At 63.9% G+C, this 21,491-nt stretch carries 17 protein-coding genes, 1 tRNA gene and 1 pseudogene; 7 read left to right on the top strand and 12 right to left on the bottom strand.

The genetic code is table 11. The annotated features are described in order from the left end of the window. Positions 1–52: 52 nt before the first annotated feature. The gene (locus ACZ9A3_RS12475; protein WP_093381726.1) at positions 53–1,669 is read right to left on the bottom strand and encodes an inorganic phosphate transporter; all 1,617 of its coding nucleotides are present in this window, start codon (positions 1,667–1,669) and stop codon (positions 53–55) included. A 128-nt stretch (positions 1,670–1,797) separates the two neighbouring features. On the opposite strand from ACZ9A3_RS12475, the gene ACZ9A3_RS12470 reads away from it, so the two are divergent. Together ACZ9A3_RS12470 and ACZ9A3_RS12465 are read left to right on the top strand one after the other, a co-directional pair. After that, a complete protein-coding gene (locus ACZ9A3_RS12470) occupies positions 1,798–2,196 on the top strand; it encodes a DUF488 domain-containing protein (RefSeq protein ID WP_093381728.1) in 399 nt (132 codons plus the stop codon). Positions 2,197–2,299: 103 nt separating this feature from the next. After that, positions 2,300–2,731, top strand: coding sequence for a GNAT family N-acetyltransferase (locus ACZ9A3_RS12465; protein WP_213604103.1), 432 nt, complete (start codon positions 2,300–2,302; stop codon positions 2,729–2,731). 240 nt (positions 2,732–2,971) lie between these two features. Here ACZ9A3_RS12465 and ACZ9A3_RS12460 read toward each other — a convergent pair. The 11 genes and pseudogenes from ACZ9A3_RS12460 to ACZ9A3_RS12410 all read right to left on the bottom strand — a co-directional run. Beyond that, positions 2,972–3,946 (bottom strand): annotated as a pseudogene (locus ACZ9A3_RS12460) (right-handed parallel beta-helix repeat-containing protein); the annotation flags it as partial. Positions 3,947–4,194: 248 nt separating this feature from the next. Further along, a complete protein-coding gene (locus ACZ9A3_RS12455; protein ID WP_476252698.1) occupies positions 4,195–5,310 on the bottom strand; it encodes a polysaccharide lyase in 1,116 nt (371 codons plus the stop codon). Beyond that, entirely contained in the window at positions 5,301–6,704 is a 1,404-nt protein-coding gene (locus tag ACZ9A3_RS12450; RefSeq protein WP_045194022.1) for an alginate O-acetyltransferase AlgX-related protein, read from the bottom strand. The genes ACZ9A3_RS12455 and ACZ9A3_RS12450 overlap by 10 nt, the downstream gene beginning before the upstream one ends. A gap of 2 nt (positions 6,705–6,706) precedes the next feature. Then, positions 6,707–7,351 (bottom strand): alginate O-acetyltransferase AlgF, encoded by a 645-nt coding sequence (locus ACZ9A3_RS12445; RefSeq protein ID WP_093381735.1) that lies wholly within the window; start codon positions 7,349–7,351, stop codon positions 6,707–6,709. Positions 7,352–7,361: 10 nt separating this feature from the next. Beyond that, positions 7,362–8,456: an alginate O-acetyltransferase gene (locus ACZ9A3_RS12440; protein WP_093381738.1), complete on the bottom strand. Its 1,095-nt coding sequence runs from the start codon at positions 8,454–8,456 to the stop codon at positions 7,362–7,364. Positions 8,457–8,465: 9 nt separating this feature from the next. Continuing rightward, the gene (locus tag ACZ9A3_RS12435; protein WP_045194019.1) at positions 8,466–9,893 is read right to left on the bottom strand and encodes an MBOAT family O-acyltransferase; all 1,428 of its coding nucleotides are present in this window, start codon (positions 9,891–9,893) and stop codon (positions 8,466–8,468) included. 14 nt (positions 9,894–9,907) lie between these two features. Continuing rightward, positions 9,908–11,359 (bottom strand): alginate export family protein, encoded by a 1,452-nt coding sequence (locus tag ACZ9A3_RS12430; protein ID WP_476252697.1) that lies wholly within the window; start codon positions 11,357–11,359, stop codon positions 9,908–9,910. Next, positions 11,356–12,807 carry an SEL1-like repeat protein gene (locus tag ACZ9A3_RS12425; protein ID WP_476252696.1) on the bottom strand — a complete coding sequence of 484 codons (1,452 nt, stop codon included), beginning with the start codon at positions 12,805–12,807 and terminating at the stop codon, positions 11,356–11,358. Before ACZ9A3_RS12425 ends, ACZ9A3_RS12430 begins: the two co-directional genes overlap by 4 nt. A 24-nt stretch (positions 12,808–12,831) precedes the next feature. Further along, on the bottom strand, positions 12,832–13,983 hold the full coding sequence (locus ACZ9A3_RS12420) for a PilZ domain-containing protein (protein WP_045194016.1): 1,152 nt from the start codon (positions 13,981–13,983) through the stop codon (positions 12,832–12,834). A 15-nt stretch (positions 13,984–13,998) separates the two neighbouring features. Then, the gene (locus ACZ9A3_RS12415; RefSeq protein WP_082075380.1) at positions 13,999–15,531 is read right to left on the bottom strand and encodes a glycosyltransferase; all 1,533 of its coding nucleotides are present in this window, start codon (positions 15,529–15,531) and stop codon (positions 13,999–14,001) included. Positions 15,532–15,723: 192 nt separating this feature from the next. Continuing rightward, positions 15,724–17,031 (bottom strand): nucleotide sugar dehydrogenase, encoded by a 1,308-nt coding sequence (locus ACZ9A3_RS12410; RefSeq protein ID WP_045194015.1) that lies wholly within the window; start codon positions 17,029–17,031, stop codon positions 15,724–15,726. A gap of 648 nt (positions 17,032–17,679) precedes the next feature. On the opposite strand from ACZ9A3_RS12410, the gene ACZ9A3_RS12405 reads away from it, so the two are divergent. From ACZ9A3_RS12405 to ACZ9A3_RS12385, 5 genes are all read left to right on the top strand, one after another. Then, the gene (locus tag ACZ9A3_RS12405; protein ID WP_045194014.1) at positions 17,680–18,066 is read left to right on the top strand and encodes a helix-turn-helix domain-containing protein; all 387 of its coding nucleotides are present in this window, start codon (positions 17,680–17,682) and stop codon (positions 18,064–18,066) included. A gap of 100 nt (positions 18,067–18,166) precedes the next feature. Continuing rightward, complete coding sequence (gene gacA / locus ACZ9A3_RS12400) at positions 18,167–18,805, top strand: response regulator transcription factor GacA (RefSeq protein WP_010221877.1); 639 nt, start codon at positions 18,167–18,169, stop codon at positions 18,803–18,805. An 8-nt stretch (positions 18,806–18,813) separates the two neighbouring features. Further along, the gene (gene uvrC, locus ACZ9A3_RS12395; RefSeq protein WP_045194013.1) at positions 18,814–20,637 is read left to right on the top strand and encodes an excinuclease ABC subunit UvrC; all 1,824 of its coding nucleotides are present in this window, start codon (positions 18,814–18,816) and stop codon (positions 20,635–20,637) included. A 32-nt stretch (positions 20,638–20,669) separates the two neighbouring features. Then, complete coding sequence (gene pgsA, locus ACZ9A3_RS12390) at positions 20,670–21,230, top strand: CDP-diacylglycerol--glycerol-3-phosphate 3-phosphatidyltransferase (RefSeq protein WP_010221879.1); 561 nt, start codon at positions 20,670–20,672, stop codon at positions 21,228–21,230. Positions 21,231–21,293: 63 nt separating this feature from the next. Continuing rightward, a tRNA-Gly gene (locus ACZ9A3_RS12385) sits at positions 21,294–21,369 on the top strand. The last annotated feature ends 122 nt before the right edge of the window (positions 21,370–21,491 follow it).

Here is a 21,491-nt window from a genome sequence, read left to right as displayed (position 1 = left end):
CGGGGCAAGACCGCTCGCACATACCTGTGGGAGCGGGCTTGCCCCGCGATGACTAAAACACCTGCCGAAACACCCAGTACAACCCCCCGGCCAGCACAATCGCCGCCGGCAAGGTCAGCACCCAGGCCATCAGCAGGTTGAACAGGGTGCGCATCTGCAAGCCCGAGCCATTGGCAACCATGCTCCCGGCCACCCCGGACGACAGCACGTGGGTGGTCGACACCGGCAGCCCGTACATGTCCGCCGCGCCAATGGTGCACATCGCCACCAGCTCCGCCGAGGCGCCCTGGGCGTAGGTCAGGTGGGTCTTGCCGATCTTCTCGCCGACGGTCACCACGATGCGCCGCCAGCCGACCATGGTCCCCAGCCCCAGGGCGATGGCCACGGCGATCTTCACCCACAACGGAATGTAGCGGGTGGCGCTGTCGATCTGTTGCTTGAACAGCTGCACCTTGGCCCGGGTATCGGCATCGAACCGCGCCAGCTGGTGCTTGTCGATCAGGCGGATGGCCTCGGAGGTCAGGTACATGTCGTTGCGCACGTTGGCCATGGCCTCAGCGGGCACCCGGTTGAGCGAACCGTAGCCTTTGACTTCGCTGCCGATCATCCCGGCCAGCGCCGCCAGGGCCGGCAGCAGTTCGTCGCTGGCCTGTGGCTGGCGGATGAAGGCGCTGAGGGTCTGTCGTGGGTCCGCCGGCGCTGCTTGCGGGGCGCTGCGCTGCAAAGCCTGCTGGGTGACCTCGGCGACGGCGGCGAACTGCAGCGACTGGTCGGCCGGCATGGTCCGGTTCAGGGCATAGGCCATGGGCAGGGTGCCGACCAGGATCAGCATGATCAGGCCCATGCCTTTTTGCCCGTCGTTGGAGCCATGGGCGAACGACACCCCGGTGCAGGTGAGGATCAACAGCCCGCGAATCCACCAGGGCGGCGGCGTGTTGCCGACCGGCGCCTGGTACAGCTCGCGGCGCTTGACCAGCATGCGCAGGGCCAGCAGCAACAGCGCCGCGCAGGTAAAGCCCACCAGCGGCGAGAGCAGCAGCGAATAGCCGACCTTGCTGGCCTGGGCCCAGTCCACGCCGCTGGTGCCGTCGCGCCCGTGCATCAGTGCGTTGGCGATACCAACGCCGATGATCGAGCCGATCAAGGTATGCGAGGACGAAGCCGGCAGGCCCAGCCACCAGGTGCCCAGGTTCCAGATGATCGCCGACAGCAGCAGGGCGAACACCATCGAGAAGCCGGCCGAAGAGCCAACCTGCAAAATCAGCTCCACCGGCAGCAAGGCGATGATGCCGAAGGCCACCGCGCCGCTGGACAGCAGCACGCCAAGAAAATTGAAACAGCCAGACCACACCACGGCCACCGACGGCGGCAACGAATGGGTGTAGATCACCGTGGCGACGGCGTTGGCGGTGTCGTGAAAACCGTTGACGAACTCGAAGCCCAGGGCAATCAGCAACGCCAGGCCGAGCAGCAGGAAGGGGGTCCAGGTGGTGACGACGGTGCCGGTGGCGTCGATGTCGCGCAACACGCTCCAGGCGGTATATACAAGGCCGGCCACCAGCAGGCCGAAAAACAGGGTCAGGGTGGTACGGCCGGGTTTGTGATCCAGACGTGGGCGTGGATCGTGGTTGGCCAGCGATGGGCTGCCAGCCAGGGTCGGGGTGGTCATGATGACGGGTCCGGGTTACCAGAAAGGGTCTAGCCTTGCCCGGCCATGATAAAAACAATCGGTGACAGCACCGTGACCTCGGTCAAGGAAAGTCCTAGGATCAAGGGACCTGCCGATGGAGGGTAACGATGATCCGTTGCAAACGCGTTTATGACCCGCAGGACGCTGCCGATGGCCAGCGGGTGCTGGTCGACCGCCTGTGGCCGCGCAACACGCGCAAGGACCAGCTGCAGGCCCTGTGGCTGCCGCAGGTGGCGCCGTCAACGGCGTTGCGCCAGGCGTTTCATCAGGGTGAAGTGGACTTTGCCGGCTTTGCCCAGCGTTATCGCCAGGAGCTGGCGGCGCAGCCGGCACACTGGTGGAAACTGCTGGGCATGGCCGGGCAGGGCGATCTGACCTTGCTGTATGCCGGCAAGGACACCGGGCACAACAATGCCACGGTGCTCGCGCAATGGCTTGAGGATGAACTGGAGCGCCAAGGGCCGGGGAGTTCGCCGGTGTGTTATGCCGACGAGTTCAAACCTTGAAAAGCATCGCGGGTCAAGTCGAGTCGCCGCACCGCCGCTCCCACAGTGGCCAGGATCAATGCAATCCCTGTGGGAGCGGGCTTGACCCGCGAAGAGAACCACTATGACTGTGCAACTGACCCCCGCCACCGACCAGCACCGGACCTTCGCCCGCGACCTCACCCGGCGGGCCATGCTGCCCTATTACTGCGAGTTCGACCTGCTCTGGCAGGAAGAAGCCTTCGACCAGGCCTGGGGGTGGCGCGAGCAATGGCTGATCAGCGACGCCGAACAGCCGCTGGGTTACTTCAGCCTCAGCCAGGACCGCCAGGCCCTGTTCATCCGTGAACTGCACCTGCTCGAAGGTTTTCGCGGCCGCGGCATCGGCAGTTGGGTATTAACGCAACTGGCCGACTGGACCGGCCAACGGCACTTGCCGCTGCTGCGCCTGATGGTGTTCAGGAGCAACCCGGCACGCTTGCTGTACCTGCGCGAGGGCTTTGTCTGCGTCGGCGAAGACGAGTGCTTTTTGCGCATGCAGCGGGCGATCACTTAGCTCGACCCGTACTACGCAGCCCTGGCGTTGGGTCGCCTCAAGCAGCAGGCTCTGCACCGGCAACAGGTCGCCAATCAGCAGGTTCTGCAATACTGGCTTGCCCTCGAAGGTATTCGGCCCCAGCACCACCCGCTGCACACCCTCGATCCGCACCACCGCCTTGCCGACCTTGCCCAGGGTGTTGCCGCTCAAGGTCAGGGGGCCGGCCAGCGGCGTGGCATTGCGCAGGCTGACGGCGTATTCCGGGCTGTTGCCGATGCGGTTGCCGATCAGGCTGACGGCGCCGACCTCGCTGGCATCCACGGCGCTGCCCTGGCTGTTGCCGATCAGGTTGTCGCTGATCAGCAACGGTGCGGCTGCGCTCGGCGTCAGGTTGCGCAGCTGGATGCCGTTGCCCCGGCTATCGCCAATCAAGTTGCCGCTCAGTAGCAGGGCACCCTGTTGCTCGCTGACTTCGATGGCCGCCTTGTGCGCGCCAAGGATCAGGTTGTGCTCGATACGTGCGCGGGTCTGGCCACGCAGGCGGATGCCGCTGTTGTTGTCGATGCCGCGTAGCTGGTTATTGCGTACCACGACCTGGCTGTCGCGCACGTCGATGGCGTACTGCTGGGACTGGCCGAACTGGCTGTTGTCGATCTGCGCCTGGCTGTGTTGCAGCTCTACCGCGCTGGACAGTTCATTGAACTGGCTGTCGCGGATGATCAGCGTGGCCGGGCGGGTAGAGGCTCCCTGCTGGCTGCTCAGGGCGGTGCTCAGGCCGCGCGAGAGGTTGGCGTTGTAGCCCAGGCGGTTGAGGGTCGAGCCGATCACCTGGGTGTGGCTACCGGCCCAGGCCACCACGAACGGCCGCCAGGCGCGCTCGGTGCTGCCGGGCTTGTCGCCGGCGACGCTCTCCAGGCGCGATTGGTTCAGGCCCAGCCAGCCCTGGTTGATCAGCGCCGTGCCGGAGTAGCTGTACAGGTACAGGCTGGTGCCTTCGAGCAACAGGCCGCCGTCGCTGGCGATCACCAGCGGGTAGCTGAGCAGGTAGCCGTCCTTGTAGCGCTTGATGATCTTCGGGTCGTTAAGGGCCTCGTGCAACTGCGCCAGGCTGACGCTGCCGCCGCGCACCAGCACTGCTTGCGGGTGATGCGCCTGGTAGCCGGCGATGGCGCGGAACAGGCCGTTGTTGACGAACGGCTCGAACGGCCAGCTGCCGGCCTGTGACGAGAACATCGGTTGCAGGCTGACACTGGCGCGGCCGGCCGGGCGCGGACGTTCGCTGACCTGCAGTTGCACGGCCTGGCTGACCTGTTGCTGCAACTGCTGCAGGTCGCGCTGGTGTTCGACGCTGTCTACCGGGCTCAGTGTTTGCTGCAGCGGCAAGCTCTGGCTGGCAGCCTGGGTCAGGGCGCTGAACAGCAGCGCCAGGCAGGAAAGGGTAAGCGGGCGGGCAAGCATGGCCATGACGGTTCGTCCTTGGGTTACGGCAGTGTGGGATAGAACGGCTTGAGCGGGCCGCCGATCTGGCTGTAGTTGTCGACCTCGCCATCCTCGCTGTCATACAGCTGGCGGGCCAGGCGGTTACCCGGGGCGCGCTGCAGGAAGGGGATCAGCCAGGCCAGTTTGTACGGGGCGACGTCGCTCTGCGATTTGCCCTTGAGCTCGGGCAGGCCGTCGGGGTCGAGGATGCTGCGGGCGGCGAAGTTGGCCAGCAGCTCCAGGGTCTGCTGATCGTCGCTGCTCCACGGCAGGTCGTTGGCCCGCGCCGACTCGGCCAGCAACACCAGCGGCACCAGGGCGTACTGGCTGTAGGTGGCGGCCAGTTTGCTGCGCGCCACTTCCAGCGGCAGGTAGGCGTAGCTGCCGTCAGCGGACTTCACCGCCTGCTGCAGGCCGCGGCGCAGGTTGCCGTCGGCCCACTGGATGAAGTCGTCGCGCTGCACCAGCATGCCGGTCGCCGCCACCGCCCAGGCCGCCCAGTAGTCGTGGTTGTTGAACCAGGTAAAGCCCGGGGTGCGGCGCGGCTGGTACTCGGCGATGATGCGCTCGCCCAACTGGTTGAACCAGGCCTGCTGCGCCGGTGACAGTTGCAGCTTGGCGTCACTGGCGGCCTGGGTCATCAGCAGGGTCGAGGCCATGGCCGCCACCGCCCATTTGCGCGCGGCCATGCCGGTGCTGCTGGCGTCGGGGTTGAGCAGCGCACCGGCCTCGGCCCAGCGCTCCAGCCACTGGTCCTGGCAAGCCAGGGCCATGTTCGCCTCCTGCGGATTCTTCGCCCGCTGGAAGCGCTTGCTGGCGTAGATCAGGCCGCCGATGAACTGTTTGACCTGCTTGCCGATCTGTTCGCTGTTGGCGTCCGGGCTGCTGCGCAGGGTCGACTTGCTGGCGTCGCGCTGGTCGTACTTGCTCTGTAGCTGCAGGCTGCCGGTGTAGGGCGGCGGTGCTTGTTTGCTGCAGCGCAGGGTGCGGTAGTCGGCGATCATCGCCGATTGCGCGGTGGCCCGCGGTGGCCAGATCGAGCTGGCCGCCAGGCTGTCGGCCAACTGCAGGCTGGCGCACAGGCCCAGGCCCAGCGCGGTCCAGGTCTTTACAGGCATACGCGGGTTTCCACTTGGGTGGCGGCGGTGCCGGGCTTGGTCGGCTCCATGAACACCGACAGCAGGTTGGCCCCGGCAAATTCCTTGGCCCGGCTCAGCTCAAGGTAGTACTGGCCGCCGCTAACCACCGCCTCGCGGCGAAACCAGACCTTGTCGCGGGCGCCGTTGTCGTAATAGACGATCACGTAGAAATCCTTGACGTTCTTGTCGCTGATGCGGATATCGAGAAAGCCCTGGCCGTTGCCGAGGTGCTTGCGGTTTTCGCCTGCGTTGCTGAGCAGTTCGATGCGCTCGTTGACCCGCAGCGGCGGGCGCTCTACCCGGTTGGCCAGGACTTCGGTCGACACCGGGCAACCGCCTTTGATCGCCGGGATCAGCTGGCGGTACATCTGCTCGGATTCCAGCTGGTAGTTGGCCGGCAGTTCCCAGATGATCAGCTTCGGCGGTGCCTTGGGCTTGTAGTTCTCTGACAGCAGGTATTCGAGCAGCGAGCCGTCCTGGCCGACGCCGGGCAGGGCGTAGTTGAGGATGTCGACCTCAAGGTACTGCTTGAGGTAGCCGTCGAAGTTGAACTGCTTGCTCTCGTCTTCACGGGCGGCGGCGTTACTGTCGCCAACCAGGATCACCTCTGGGTCCGGCGCGTCGTCGAACAGCGCATCGGCACCAGCGGCCTCGGGGATGGTCTGGTAGCCGCGCACGTACTGGAAACCGTAGTTGTTGCCGCAGATATAGCTCAGCGCCAGGTTCAGGGTGCCGTCCTTGGGCACCATGACCCCGGGTTCGGTGCGGTAGCTTTTTTTGCTCAGGTCGGCGTAGAACGGCTGGCGACGGATTTCTTCGGCAACCAGCCGCGCCGTAGCTTGGGCACCGGCCGGGGTCCAGTGGTGGTCACGGCGAAAGAAGAACTCGCCCTTGGGCGGGGTGTGCACCAGTTGCATCAACGGCGGCACCACCGCGCCACCGGCGCGCAATTGCTGCAGGTAATTTTCCAGGTTGCCGCTGGCGCGGGCAAAGTCGAAGCCATGCAGCTTGTCGGCGTAAAGCTTGTCGCGGTGCATCAGGCCACGGGTCGGTTGCACCGCCATGGCCACATGGATGCCCTGTTGGCGAAAGGCGGCCATCAAGCGCGCAAACTCCGGGCGCATGGGCGCCGGGATGCCGAAGTCGTTGGTCAGGTCGACCGCCGAGCGGAACAGCCAGCGGTCCTTGGCCGGAACGATTTCGCGCATCAGCTTCATGCGCCCTTCGGCGTAATTCTGCGGGTTGCTCAGTCCCGGGCAGACCATGCACTCAAGGCTCGTGCAACTGGCCTTGGCGGGCTCTGCGGCCACGCTCGGGGCGCTCAGCAGAGGGCCCAGCAGCGCCGCCAGGCCAAGGGGAAGAATGCGCTTCATGATCACTCGCTCGGGTCGATGCTGTTGGCCAGACTCATGCTCTGGTAGCCGGCGCCCTTGGGCAGCAGCACATAGCTGTAGGAGCGGCCCTTTTTCAGGAACAGTTCGTCGAACTGGGCAACGTTCTGCTCATCGACGTAGGCGGCGAAGCCGATCTTGATCTCGTTGACCATGCGGCTGCCGGTCTGGTCCTTGCCCAGCGGGTCGACGATCACGTGCTTGCCATCGACGGTTTTCAGCGCTGCCTGGGCCGGGGTCAGGTTGTAGAAGGCGACCTGGGCCTTCTTCGGCTCGTTGACGTACTTGTCGGCGATCAGGGTCAGCTTGCTGCCATCAAAGACTACAGTGCTGGCGGCGTTGGCCTTGAGCTGCGGCTCGATGGCGGTGCCGCCGACGGCGATCTTGTGCGCGCCGGCCGGGGTGAAGCGGTAACCGCTGAGCTGGCCGGCGGCGACCCGTTGCGCGGTAATCTTGCCGCTCAGGGTCACATCGATGTTGCCGCCGGACAGGTTGAGCACGCGCACGAAGGCCGAGTCGGCCGGGGCTACGGCGTCATAGAGGTCGGCGTTGCCTTCGGCGGCATGAACGGCGGCGCTGCCCAGCAGCAGGGCGGAAGTGGCGAGCAGGCGTTGCAGTGCAGTGTTCATCAGTCTCTCCTTAGAAATGTTGGGTCTGGCCGGGGCGGCTCAGCGAGCCGAGGCGGTGGGCGAGCAGGGTGCGCAGGGGGAATTCCCAGACCACGGTGTCGATCTCGGGGTTGCTCAGCTGGTCGCTGGCAAGGAACTGGCTCATGGCCTCGAACGGCCCGCGGGCTTCCACCGACACGCTCAGCAGGTCGCGGTTGAGCGCCTCCTTGAGAAAGCCGACGAAGTTCCAGTCATCGATCTTGCTGTAGCTGGTACCCACCAGCATCAGGCTCTGGTTTTCGCTGGCGAACAGGTCGCTGGCGCTTTGCTCGGCCTTGAGGGTTTCGTACAGGGCGATCTGGTTGGGGCCGAACTGCGGCGCCAGTTGCGCGTGGTTGAACTGGATGTAGTTCATCAGGTCGCCCTTGACCGTCTTGTCGGCGACTTTGTGCGACAGGTAACGCTGGTCACCGAGCAGTTCCGGGTGCTGGCGGGCCAGCTCGTAGGCACTCAGGCGCGCGCCTTGCGGGCTCCAGTGGGTGTCGGACTTGAGGAACAGCTCGGGGCCGGCAAGGTTGGCCAGAAATGCCGAGCGCAACGGCGTGACGGCAATCTCCTGCGCCTGCAGGCGCTCGACGAAACGGTCGTAGAGGCTGATCGCCCGTGGGTCGACGGCGCGTTGGGTGTGCGCGGCATAGACATCGACTTTCATCGGCAGCGGCAGCACGATCAGGCGCTTGTTGTGGGCCTTGAGCTGCTGCTCGACCTCGGCGATCTGCTTGAGCTGGCCGTCGAGGTTGGCCTCAAGGTTGTTCGGCACGCGGTATTCCTGGTTGGTGTAGAGCCAGCCGTCCTTGCCCAGCACCACGCCCTTGGTGCCTTCGTCGAACAGCCGGTACTGGGCGTTGGCCCACAGCTCGACCGACGGCTCACGGAGGAAGAAGCGCTTGTCGTAGACCTGCTCGAATTTGCGCAGCAGCTTGCCGTCGACGAACAGGTTCCAGGCGTCGGTCTGGTTGCGGGCAAAACTGAACACCGGGGGCAGCGAGTAGACGAACATGCCCGCCAGCAGGACGCCGAAGGCAATGCCGTTGACCTTGCTGGCCGAATTCATGACCGGGTACATGGCGGTCTCCTAGAACTGAAAGTACAGAAAGGGCGAGAACGAATGCGCCGCCAGGCTGCTCAGCGCCAGGGCAAAGCCGGCCCACAGCAGCAGGGCCTTGAGGCCGCCGACATGGCGCATGAAGTACTGCTCCTTGTTGCCGGCGTAGAAGCGCACGTTGTTGCTGCCGGCCAGCACCAGCCAGCACAGGGCGATGGCGGCGAACGACATGGCCATCTTCGAGGCGCCAAGCACGTACAGGTCCAGCGAACCGAGGCCGTTGAGGCCGAACAGCGCCTGGTAGATGTCGATGCTGTGGCGCAGGTCGTTGGTGAAGAACAGCGGCATGCTCAGGATGATCAGCACGAAGGTGCGCAGGTTGCGGCCCAGGTGGTAGGGCGTGGTGATCTTGGTCGCCAGGTTGAATTTGCGCTCGATGACCATGCCCAAGCCGAAGAACAGCCCCCAGCAGATAAAGGCAAAACTGGCGCCGTGCCACAGCCCTGACAGCAGCATGGTGTAGACCAGCGCCGGCAGCGCCCCGGCGATGCGCTTGCGCACCAGCGGCATGTACACGTAGTCGCGCAGAAAGTGCGCCAGGGTCATGTGCCAGCGCGCCCAGAACTCGGTGATGCTCTGCGACACATACGGCTGGTTGAAGTTTTCCGGAAAACGGAAACCCATCATCAAGGCCAGGCCCAGGGCCATGTGGCTGTAGCCGGCGAAGTCGAAGTACAGCTGCAGGGTCGAGACCACCAGGCCGAACCAGGCATCGCTCAATTGCAGGGTGCCTTCGCTGATGAACAGCACGTTGATCGGCGCCAGCTGGTCGGCGATCAGCACCTTCATGATGAAGCCGAGCATGAACCGGCACACGCCCAGCGAGAACAGCTCCAGCGAATGGGTGCGCTGGCGCAGCTGCGGTGCCAGCTGGCTATAGCGCAGGATCGGGCCGGCCACCAGGTGCGGGAACAGCGCGACGAAGGCGGCGAAGTCGATGAAGTTGTTGGTCGGCGTGGCGTCCTTGCGGTAGATGTCGACGATGTAGCTCAGGGCATGGAACACATAGAAGGAGATACCCAGCGGCAGGAAGATCGTCTCCAGGGTGAAGGTGTTGATGCCCAGCGGCGCGAGCAGGGCGGCCAGCACCTCGGCGCCGAAGTTGGCGTACTTGAAGTAGCCCAGGGTCGACAGGTTGCCGATGATGCCGATCCATAGCAGGCGGAACGCCCAGCGCTTGTCGCCGGCATCCAGGCGCGCCTTGATGCGCAGGCCGAACCAGTAGTTCCAGTAGGTGATGGCGACGAACAGCAGCAAAAAGTCCGGCCGCCACCAGGCATAGAAGATGTAGCTGGCGGCGACGATCACCGTCGAGCGCCACGGCGCCCGGGCGAGGAAGTACACGGCCAGGAACAACGGCAGGTAGAGGAACAGGAAGACGTTGGAGGCGAAGATCATCTCGGGTTCCGTCCTTAGTAGCTGACCACGACGCCGAAGGTCAGCTGGTAGTCATCACCACTGTCCAGGGCGTTGCCGGCGTTGAGGTAGCTGGCGCTGACCAGGGCGTTGACGTCCAGGTGCTTGCCGTCGATGGCCACTGGAAACATCTTCCAGTAGTAGTTGAGGTCGAGCATCTGCCCGACGTCCTTGCCGCCGCCGTGGTTGCCCTGGGCAATGGCGCGGTTGCGCTCGCTGCGCTGGTCGCCTTCAAGGCGAATCGGCAGGGTGCCGTTGGCATCGCGCAGCTTCAGTTCGGTGAGGCGAAAATCCAGGGCGCTGCGCGGTGTCGGGTTGGTTTCCAGGGCGATGCCGTAGTAGCTCAGATTGCGCAGGTCGAGGCTGACGAAAGAGCTGGCCAGGCGCGTGCTGTAGCTGCCCTGGCGGGTGATGCGGTCGGACTGGATGGCATTCAGGCGAAAGCCGTCGTTGTCGTTGCTCGGCTTGTCGGTCAGGCCGCCGCGCAGGGCCACCCGTGGTGTCCATGGCAGGTCGTGGAAGCGCTTGCCGATTTCGCCCAGGGCCGCCCAGCCGCTGGCGTTGTGGCCGCTGCTGGTGAGGCCGTTGACATCGGTGTTGTCGACCTTGCCGTCGAGGCCCGCGAGTTCCAGGTGGTAGTCGCTGAACAGCGGCGTCAGGTCAAGATCGTCAGCCTTGAAGAACAGCCCGTAGCGCATGCCCTTGAAGTCGTAGCGGTCTTCGGCGTCGTGGCCGCTGTGGTCATTCTCGTGCATCAGGCGCACGCCGGCCCAGTTGTGCTCGCTCCAGCGGTAGGCGTACTCGCCCATCAGGTAGGTGGTGCGCTCCTCGCTGTCGGCCAGGCGATTGACGTCGCTGTTGTAGTTGTAGAACTTCTGCGCCACGGCGACAAAGCCACGGGAGAAGGTGTCGTTGTAGTTGAAACGCAGCGACTCGATGCTGTCGTCCCACCAGATGCCGTAATCGTCGAAATAGCGCTGGCGCCCGGCCGACAGCGAAAAGCGCGGGTCGTCGCCGAGCAGGTTGCGTTTCACATACAGCTCGCGCAGTTCGGCGTACCAGCCTTCGGGCTGTTCGCGGTCGAGGTTGTTGGCGTTTTCGTTCTGCACGCTGGCCGACTCGCTGGAGTCGTAGTTAAGCCACAGGCGGCCATAGACCATCCACTTGGCCCAGCGTTTTTCCGGCGAGTACCAGGCGAACGACGGCTCGTAGCGCAAGCTGTAGAACATCTCGCGGCTGCGGCCGACTTCGGAGTTTTCCGGGCCGTAGCCGGTTTGTACGGTGAGCTTGTTGAAAAACTCCGAGGTGATCACCGGCTCGCTGCCATCGGCGACCCGCACCGGCTCGCTGCTGTCGGCCTCGGGGCCGGTGACTTCTTCCAGGGCGTGCGCCGGGTACAGCGGTGCCAGGGCCAGCAGGGCGCCGAGCAGGGTGTGGTGGGCTTTCACAGGGTTGCCTCCTTCAACAGATCGTTGCGTGCCGCCAGGGCGCGCGCGATGTCATCCTTTTTCAGGGTCTTTTCCAGGCGCGTGACCAGGCTGCGGGCACCGTTCTCGCCCAGCGCCACGGCCACCTGGGCATAGGTGTAGGCCTTGACCGGGTCATGGCAGATGGCACGGCCGTAAGCGTGCAGGGTGGCCATGCGGTACCAGGCGGCGGTGGAGCCGGCCCGGGCCTGGGCCTGGAAGATCTGCAGGGCCTTGTCCTGGTCGGGCTGGTCGGCCACGCCCTTGCTGTAGTACTCGGCCAGCAGCAGCTCGGCGTCGGGGTAGCGGCTGGCAACCAGCTCGTCGATCAGCGCGCGGGCCTTGTCCGGGTCCAGGGTCAGCCAGTTGTTGACCATGTAGAACGAGGCCTGCAGCGCCTTGGCCCGGGTCGCTTCGCGGGTCCGCACCTGGTCGATCAGCGCCTGGGTCTCTTCGGCGTTGTGCTCGGTGGGGTTGGAAATCATAAAGTTGGCCTTGGACACCATCGCCGGCACGAAGCCGCGCTCGACGGCGTTGTCACGCCAGCGATGGGCTTCGCCGCGCGCCAGGTCAAGGGCATCGCTGCGCTGTTTCTCCAGGGCCAGTTGCGCGGCGTCCGGCTGCACCCGCGCCGGGCCCATGGCACTGGCCTGGCGCTGGTAGCGGTCGGCTTCCTGCTCGGCGCGCTGCACGCTGTTGATGCTGTCGAGCAGCGAGCCGATGCGGTGCACGATTTCAACCGCCAGGGTCGGGCGCAGCGCTTCGAGGCTGCGGGCAAAGGCCGGGAAGGTGCGGTCCTGGTCGTCGCCGAGAAAGCGGTAGTAGCGGTCGATCGCCCGCACATCGACACGCACTGCCTGCTGGTACCAGCGCTCGGCGCCGGCGCGGTCGCCCTGGCGCTCGGCCAGCACCGCCTGGTACAGCTCGGGACGGCAGTTGAGCAGGCACGACTGTTGGTACAGCGCCAGCAACTGCGCCGCCTGTTCGCTGGAGACCAGCTGCGGGTACACCAGGAACACCTCCAGGGTGGTACTGGCATTGCGCGGGTCGAGGGTCGCCGGGTAACGCGTCAGGGCCTGGGCCATCCACTGCTGTTGGCCCTTTTGCAGGCTCGGGGTGCGGTCCAGCAGGCGCGCCAGCGAGGCCAGCGCCGGCACCTGGCCGCGGCCGTCGGCAAACGCCTCCTTGTACAGGGCGATGACGTCTGCGCGGCTGGCGCCATCGCTGTTGGCCAGCACATCACCGAACAACAGCTTGGACGCCAGGTCACCGCGCTCGGCCAGGATGCGCAGGTCGGCACTGACATTGGCGCTCGGGTCCTTGTACAGCGCGTAGCGGATCTGCTCCAGGCTTTGCCCGGCCAGGGCATTGCCGGCACAGGCCAGGCCAAAGCCTGCCAGCAGCAGGCGGGAGGGCGTCTTCGCATTCATTGCCTATTCCTTCCTTGGGGGTGCTTAGCGCGACGCCGTGAACGGCAGGCCCAGGTACAGGTCCACCGCCACCGGCTTCTGGTACGCGGCGCGCGGCAGCGGGCTGTCGGGGGCGATGGTCAGGGCCAGGTTCTTGTTGGCTTCATCGACGCGAGAGTCGATGACCTTGCCGCTGAAGGTCTCATCCAGGCCGAACACCTTGAGGTCCACCGAGGTCACCCGGCCGATGTCGGCGAGCTTGTCGAACGGCACGTTGGCGGTGACGAACAGGCCTTCATCCCTGGGCAGCAGATGCACCAGTGGCGCCTGCTTGTAGCCAAAGCCGTCGAGGGGCTTGCTCGGGAAGTACAGCTCGCAGTCACACGGGCTGTTGATCACGGTTTCGATGGTGGCGCGCCCGAGCAGGGTCTGCAGGTCGCCGGGCGCAAGATCGGCCAGGGCCTTCATGTCGGCCGGGCTGGTGAAGCTGGTGGCCAGCTGGGTGGAAATGCTCGCCACCGGCGCGCCGGCCTTGACCTCGGTCTGCCCCGGCGCCAGGAGGAACTTCACATAGCCGTTGTCGGGCATGCTGATGACCTGGGCATTGGCCGAGACCTGGGCCTGTACTGCCGGGATACGGAAGAACAGCAGGTAGCACTTGTAGGCGACAAAGCCCAGCGCGGCGAGGCCGGCGGCGGCATACAGCAGGGTGCCGAGGGTGGCCTTGAGGCGCTCGCTGGAGCTGCGCGCACTGGCGTACTTGTGCTTGCGTTCCTTGATGTAGTTTTCCCGCTGCATCACGTTGAACAGGCCATTGATGTCGGCGATTTCGCCCGACAGGTAGGCGCTGATGATGTAGCGCAGGATGTCGCGCTTTTGCGAATCGAGCTCGACGAACTGGGCGCCGACTTCCTGGCCGCGCTGGGAGACGATCTTGATCTGGCTGTCGATGTTCAGGTCGACCTGGTTCAGGCGCAGCTGGATCGAGGCGTGGTACAGGCTGCCGATCTTCAGCGGCTCGGGGTGGACCAGGCCGATGCCGCCCAGGGAGATGTCCTGCAGGGTGCTGTCGAACGGCGGCTGGCCGGCCGCGCTGAGCTTGACCCGGGCGTTGAGTTTGGTGCGCACGTACTGGCGTTCGTCGATGGCTTCGTGGACTACGTTGGCCGGTACTGCGGGTGTGCTTGAGCTACTCATGGCAGGCGCCTTTCCTTAACGTTGCGTGAGTTCGAGAAGAACCGAGATGACCCCGAAGAAAATCGCGATGGATGAAAACAGCATCGCCTTCGAGGACCAGCGGTTCAGGGCGGCATCGAAGTTGACGGCGCCGTTGCTTAATGTGGTTTTTTGCCGGGTCCAGCTCTGCTGGTCCATGTGGAACAGGGCGTAGACTTTCATCAGCGAGCCGATGATCTGGTTGTAATAAAGAACGAACGGGTACACCGGGCTGACCGGGTGGCCGGCGAACAGAAACAGCACGGTGACGATGCTGCGCGACAGCAGCACCCAGAACAGGTACACCAGCAGGTACTGGATGCCGAACACGATGCCGGCGACCACCGAGGCGGTCAGGCCCATCAGGCAGGTCCACATCGACACCCGCTGATCGAGCAGCACATACAGGGTGAACAGGCCCAGGCGAGCGCGGCCGAGCAGGGCGGTGGCACGAAAGTTCTGGCGCAGCGAGTTGCCGTACCAGCGGAACATCAACTGGCGGGTGGCGCGCCAGAAGCTGTTGTCTGGTGGATGCTCGACGGTCAGGGTGTTGCTGTCGGGCACGTAGAAAGTGTCCCAGCCGGCGCGCATCAGGCTCAGCCACGACGACTTGTCGTCCCCGGTCAAAAACTGAAAGCGCCCCAGGCGCCAGTGCTGGAGAAAATCCGCCTCGACGTCGCGGATGAAGTCCGGGTCGGTCATGACGCTGGCGCGAAAGAACGACAGCCGTCCGGTCAGGGTCAGCACCCGGTGCGACAAGGCCATCGAGCACATGTTGATGTGCCGCTGGACGAAGCGCATCGAGTGCCACTGGCGCATCAGGCTGCTGCCTTCGACTTCGCAGAACTCGTTGGTGGTCAGGCCGCCGACGTTGGGCAGGTAGGCAAACAGCTTGACTGCACGCTCGACGCAGCCGGGCAGCATCATGGTGTCGCCATCGACCACGCCGACCACCGAGTCTTCCAGTGGCATCTGCCGTGACAGGGCGCGAAAGGCATGGGCCAGGCCGTCACGCTTGCCGGTGCCACGGGCGCGGACGATGACCAGCTTGATGTCATCGCGGTCCTTGACCTCGTTGCGCATGATCTCTTTGATGAACTGCTCGTCGCCTTTCTCGACGATCGAGGCAATCACCGTGCACGGCACCTTCAGCCGCTGCACCTCCTGGAACACCGACTGGTAAACCTTGAAGGTGGTGTGGGTGGGGATGCGAAAACTGGTCACTACCATGAACATGTGCGCCGGCAGCGCCGCATCGCCCATGCGCTCGACCGCCTTGCGCATGCGCGGGAACTTCCAGTGCAGAAAGTACATGCCGCGCAGGTAATGGACGATGGCGTTGCCATAGCGCCACATGCCCAGTGCACCGATGATGAAGATGAACTTATGGTGCGCAGGGTCGAGGTACTGCGGCGCGACCATCTCCGACGCCAGCGCAATCAGGCCGAACAGGCAGGCCCAGGCGCAAAACCGCGCGCCTGCCTGCAGGTAGTCCGGCCGGCCCGAGGGCGGCTGTTGCTGTCGTTCCATGTAGTCGTTGCTCCTGTGTTCGGGCCGCACCCGGCTGAATGACATGCGCACTGTTCGCGCCTGGCCAGGACAAGGCCGGCCGGGCAGGAGGCAGGTGGGCAGTCAGTCAGGCGGGGCGCCTGGGTCAATCGCCGGGTACTCTCTGGATGGAGTACTTTCTGGCTGGAGTGCTCTCTGCTGGAGTACGGGGCCTTACCAGCAGATACCTTCACGCCGGGCATCGCTGCCGTGGGCCATGAAGCCGACCAGGTCGATGATCTGCTTGCCATCGCTGGCATCCAGGGCCTGCGCAAAACGGTCATCGTTGTTGCCCAGCACCACCACCTCGGCGTCGCGGATCACCTGCTGCAGGTCGTTGCACAGCAGCGACGAAACGTGGGGGATCTTCGACTCGATGTATTCGCGGTTGGCACCGAACACCCGCGCGTACTCGACGTTGGCGTCGTAGATGGTGAGCTCGTAGCCTTTGCCGATGAGCATTTCCGCCAGCTCCACCAGCGGGCTTTCGCGCAGGTCGTCGCTGCCGGCCTTGAAACTCAGGCCCAGCAGGCCGATGCGGCGCTTGTCCTGGCGAGTGATCAGCTCGAAGGCGTTCTTCACCTGGTTGCGGTTGCTGGCCATGATCGAGGCCAGCAGCGGGTGCTCGACGTCCAGCTGGCCGGCGCGGTAGGTGAGGGCGCGCACGTCCTTGGGCAGGCACGAGCCACCGAAGGCGAAGCCCGGGCGCAGGTAGTAGCGCGACAGGTTGAGCTTGTAGTCCTGGCAGACCACATCCATCACCTCGCGGCCATCGACGCCGGAGGCCTTGGCGATGTTGCCGATCTCGTTGGCAAAACTGACCTTGGTCGCGTGCCAGACGTTGCAGGTGTACTTGATCATCTCGGCGACTTCGATCGACTTGCGGATCACCGGGGCGTCCAGGCCCTGGTACAGCGACTGCAGCAGGTCGCCCGATTGCGCGTCCAGTTCGCCGATCACAGTCATGGCCGGAAAATCGTAGTCCTGGATCGCGGTGCTTTCGCGCAGGAACTCGGGGTTGACCGCCACGCCGAAGTCGATGCCGGCGCGCTTGCCGGAGTACTTCTCGAGGATCGGAATCACCACGTTCTTGGCCGTGCCGGGCAGCACGGTGCTGCGCACCACGACGGTATGACGGCTGGCCTTGTCGCGCATGGCGGTGCCGATTTCGCGGCACACCGCTTCCATGTAGACCAGGTCCAGGTCGCCGTTTTTCTTGCTTGGGGTACCCACGCACAACAGCGACATCTCTGTAGCCAGTACCGCAGCCTGGACATCCGTGGTACCGCGCAGGCGGCCATGGCGCACGCCATCGAGCAGCAGTTGCTCAAGGCCCGGCTCGACAATGGGCGACTTGCCCTGGTTGATCATGTCGATCTTGGCCGGCGAGATATCCACGCCCAGCACCTGATGGCCCCGTGCAGACAAACAACCGGCACAGACAGCGCCTACATAACCCAATCCAAAAATACTGATATTCATAGTTCCCTCTCCCAAGGTGCAGCGAAAGCTGACCGAGATACTCAGTTAAACGGCATGGTCGACGCGGCAGACGCGCAAGAAAAAGCAGCGCGCTAAAAGGAGGCGATGCAAGCGTTTTTCGTTGTCTTATTACATCCTAAGGGAGTTTTTTTAACTTCGGCAAGCAGTCTCTAACTCTTGCTTGGATAAAGTTTAAATCTGCTCTGTTAAAGTTTAAAAACCCTTAAAAATCAATAAGATAAAGTTTGTGGTTAGTTCGGCGTCAAAAATACGATATCGGCATTTTGCCGAGAAAATGGCGCCAGAAAGCCGTTGCATCTGTGGCTTTTGACGATTTTCACGGTTTTTTTGACGGGGCTTTTGCATGCGCTATGGAACTTCTTTATTCTCCCCGCGCTGTTGTATTAGTGGCTGTTGATTTCGTCGGTGATGGCACTTTAGCTATTAAGCAAAGTTGTTGGCTTATTAGCGCCTTGAGTAACAAGTGTGGGGCAGAGTTGCAGGTTGTCCAGACAACCCCGGACAGGTAGGGCGGGCTTTGACTTGTGCCGCGCGGCTGATCGCGGCATAGTTCGGGCTTCGTTCGAGGCACGCCATTGACGGCTGTGTGCTCATCCATCCGGATGCTGGATAAAGGACGCCAAGCAAATGAACGGAATCGGTTCGCGTATCAGGGAAGAAAGAGAACGGCTGGGCCTGACCCAGCGCGCCTTTGGCGACATTGGCGGGGTAGAGCCCAACGCCCAGGGCAAGTATGAAAGCGGCGAGCGCACGCCCAAGGCCGACTACCTGGCGGCAGTGGCGGCGCGCGGGGTCGACGCGTTGTATGTATTGAGCGGAGTGCACACGCCGGTCGAACACAGCAGCCTGAACACCCAGGAAGAACAGTTGCTCAGCAGTTTTCGCCTGCTGCAAGAGGCCGACCAGGCTGCCGTCCGGCAGTTGCTCGGCAGCCTGGCCGAGCGTGCCCAGATGCCGCCGGCGAGAGCGGGCGGCTATGAGCGCGGGATGTACGGGCGACTGTCGGGTAAATGAAAAAATGACGTCAGGTAAATGACGTCTTCCGTTAGGTCTACGGCTGTATTTTTTGCTAAGGTGGCGGGATCCAATTACCGCCGCAGTGCGAGGTGTCTGCTTGATTAGGGTGCTGGTGGTCGATGACCACGATCTGGTGCGTACGGGCATCACGCGCATGCTGGCCGATATCGATGGCTTGCAGGTGGTGGGCGAGGCCGACTCTGGCGAGGCATCGCTGAAGGTTGCGCGCGAGCTCAAGCCCGACGTGGTCCTGATGGATGTGAAAATGCCCGGTATCGGCGGCCTGGAGGCAACGCGCAAACTGCTGCGCAGCCACCCGGACGTGAAAGTGGTGGCGGTGACCGTCTGCGAAGAAGACCCGTTCCCCACCCGCCTGTTGCAGGCTGGCGCCGCCGGCTATCTGACCAAGGGCGCCGGACTGGACGAAATGGTCCAGGCCATTCGCCTGGTGTTTGCCGGCCAGCGCTACATCAGCCCGCAGATTGCCCAGCAACTGGCGCTCAAGTCGTTCCAGCCGCAAGGCTCGCCGTTCGATGCGTTGTCGGAGCGGGAAATCCAGATCGCACTGATGATCGTCGGTTGCCAGAAGGTGCAGATCATCTCCGACAAGCTGTGCCTGTCACCGAAAACGGTCAATACTTACCGTTACCGGATCTTCGAAAAACTCTCGGTCACCAGCGACGTCGAGCTGACGCTGCTGGCGGTCCGCCACGGCATGGTTGACGCCAGTCTCTGAGCGCATTCATGACACCTGTGTTCGATTCAAGCGCATTCCTGGCGACCTGTAGCGGTCGCCCGGGCGTCTACCGGATGTTCGACGCTGAGGCCCGGCTGCTGTATGTGGGCAAGGCCAAGAACCTCAAGAAGCGCCTCGCCAGTTACTTTCGCAAAGCTGGCCTGGCGCCGAAGACGGCTGCCCTGGTGGCGCGCATCGCCCAGGTCGAAACCACCATCACCGCCAACGAGACCGAGGCGCTGCTGCTCGAGCAGACCCTGATCAAGGAATGGCGGCCGCCGTACAACATCCTGCTGCGCGACGACAAATCCTATCCTTATGTGTTTCTTTCCGACGGCGACTACCCGCGCCTGGGCATCCACCGTGGGGCGAAGAAGCAGAAGGGCAAATACTTCGGCCCGTACCCCAGTGCTGGCGCCATCCGCGAAAGCCTGAGCCTGCTGCAAAAGACCTTTTTCGTCCGCCAGTGTGAAGACAGCTACTACAGCAACCGCACCCGGCCGTGCCTGCAGTACCAGATCAAGCGCTGCAAGGCGCCTTGTGTCGGCCTGGTCGAACCCGAAGAATACGCGGTGGATGTGCGCCACTCGGTGATGTTCCTTGAAGGCCGTAGCCACCAGCTGACCAACGAGCTGAACGCCGAGATGGAACAGGCGGCCATGGCCCTGGAGTTCGAGAGGGCCGCCGAGCTGCGCGACCAGATCGCCTTGCTGCGCCGCGTGCAGGACCAGCAGAGCATGGAAGGCGGCAGCGGCGACGTCGATGTCGTCGCCGCCTTCGTCAACCCCGGCGGTGCTTGCGTGCACCTGATCAGCGTGCGCGGCGGGCGGGTGCTGGGCAGCAAGAACTTCTTCCCGCAAGTGGGCATCGAGGAGGAGGTGGCCGAGGTCATGGCCGCATTCCTCTCGCAGTATTACGTGGGCAACGCCGAGCGCGAACTGCCGGGCGAGCTGATCGTCAACGTTGTCCACGAGGATTTTGCCGCCATCACCGCCGCGATCGAAACCCTGCGCGGCCGCGAGCTGACCATCAGCCACCGGGTGCGCGGCACCCGTGCGCGCTGGCAGCAACTGGCGGTGACCAATGCCGAGCAGGCACTGGGCGCGCGCCTGGCTAACCGCCAGCACATGGCCTCGCGCTTCGAGGCCCTGGCCCAGGTGCTGGCCCTGGACGAAACCCCGCAGCGCCTGGAGTGCTACGACATCAGCCATTCCAGCGGCGAAGCCACCGTCGCCTCGTGCGTGGTGTTTGGCCCGGAAGGGCCGCTCAAGTCCGATTACCGCCGCTACAACATCGAAGGCGTAACCCCGGGCGATGACTATGCGGCCATGCACCAGGCCCTGACCCGGCGCTTTGGCCGGCTCAAGGACGGTGAGGGCAAGCTGCCCGACGTGCTGCTGGTGGACGGCGGCAAGGGCCAGCTGAACATGGCCCGTGAAGTGCTGCAGGAACTGGCGGTGCCCGACCTGATTTTGCTCGGGGTGGCCAAGGGCACCACGCGCAAGGCCGGTTTCGAAACCCTGTACCTGAACGACGTGGCCCACGAGTTCACCCTCAAGGGCGACTCGCCAGCGCTGCACCTGATCCAGCAGATTCGCGACGAAGCCCACCGCTTCGCCATCACCGGCCACCGCGCCCGCCGCGGCAAGACCCGCCGCACCTCGACCCTTGAAGGCGTCGCCGGGGTCGGCCCGAAACGCCGCCGCGACCTGCTCAAGCACTTCGGTGGCTTGCAGGAGCTGACCCGCGCCAGCGTCGAAGAAATCGCCAAAGCACCGGGAATCAGTAAAAAGCTTGCCGAGTCGATTTATGCCAACCTGCATAGCGAGTAGAATGCCCGCTCACTTTGCAGCCAGTTGTGCCGATGAATATTCCAAATCTGCTTACCGTTCTTCGCGTCCTGCTCATTCCGATCTTCATTTTGCTGTTCTATGTTCCGTATCACTGGAGCTATATCGCAGCGAGCAGTGTCTTCGCCATCGCCGCGGCCACTGACTGGCTGGACGGTTACCTGGCCCGTCGCCTGCAGCAGAGCACGCCGTTCGGTGCCTTCCTGGACCCGGTGGCCGACAAGCTGATGGTGGCGGTGGCCCTGGTATTGCTGGTGCAAGTGCACGCCAACTTCTGGCTGACCCTGCCGGCGGCGGTGATCATCGGGCGCGAGATCGTGGTCTCGGCGCTGCGCGAGTGGATGGCCGAGCTTGGGGCGAGGGCGCACGTGGCGGTGTCGAACCTGGGCAAGTGGAAGACCGCAGCGCAAATGCTCGCCCTGGTGATCCTGCTGGCCAACCCGCCGGTGCTGACCTTCTGGGTGATTCTTGGCTACGCCTTGCTGATGATTTCTGCCGGCCTGACCCTGTGGTCGATGGTGCACTACCTGCGCGCCGCCTGGCCGCACCTGCGCGAAGGCTCGGAGCAGAAATAAAGCTTTTTTGAATCAAGGGCTTGACGAGATTTATTGAATCGTTACAATAGCCCCCATCACGACGCGGGAATAGCTCAGTTGGTAGAGCACGACCTTGCCAAGGTCGGGGTCGCGAGTTCGAGTCTCGTTTCCCGCTCCAAATATGGCGCTACAGCATTCAGCAGAGTGCTGTGGTGATAGAAAAAAGGCCCTTCGGGGCCTTTTTTCGTTTCTGCTGTTCGGTGCTGGGTAGGTGTCTGGTCCAGGGCGCTGACGCATCGC

The sequence above is a fragment of the Pseudomonas sp. TE4620 genome (genome assembly GCF_056279045.1).
This window is presented reverse-complemented; position numbering and strand designations above follow the sequence as displayed.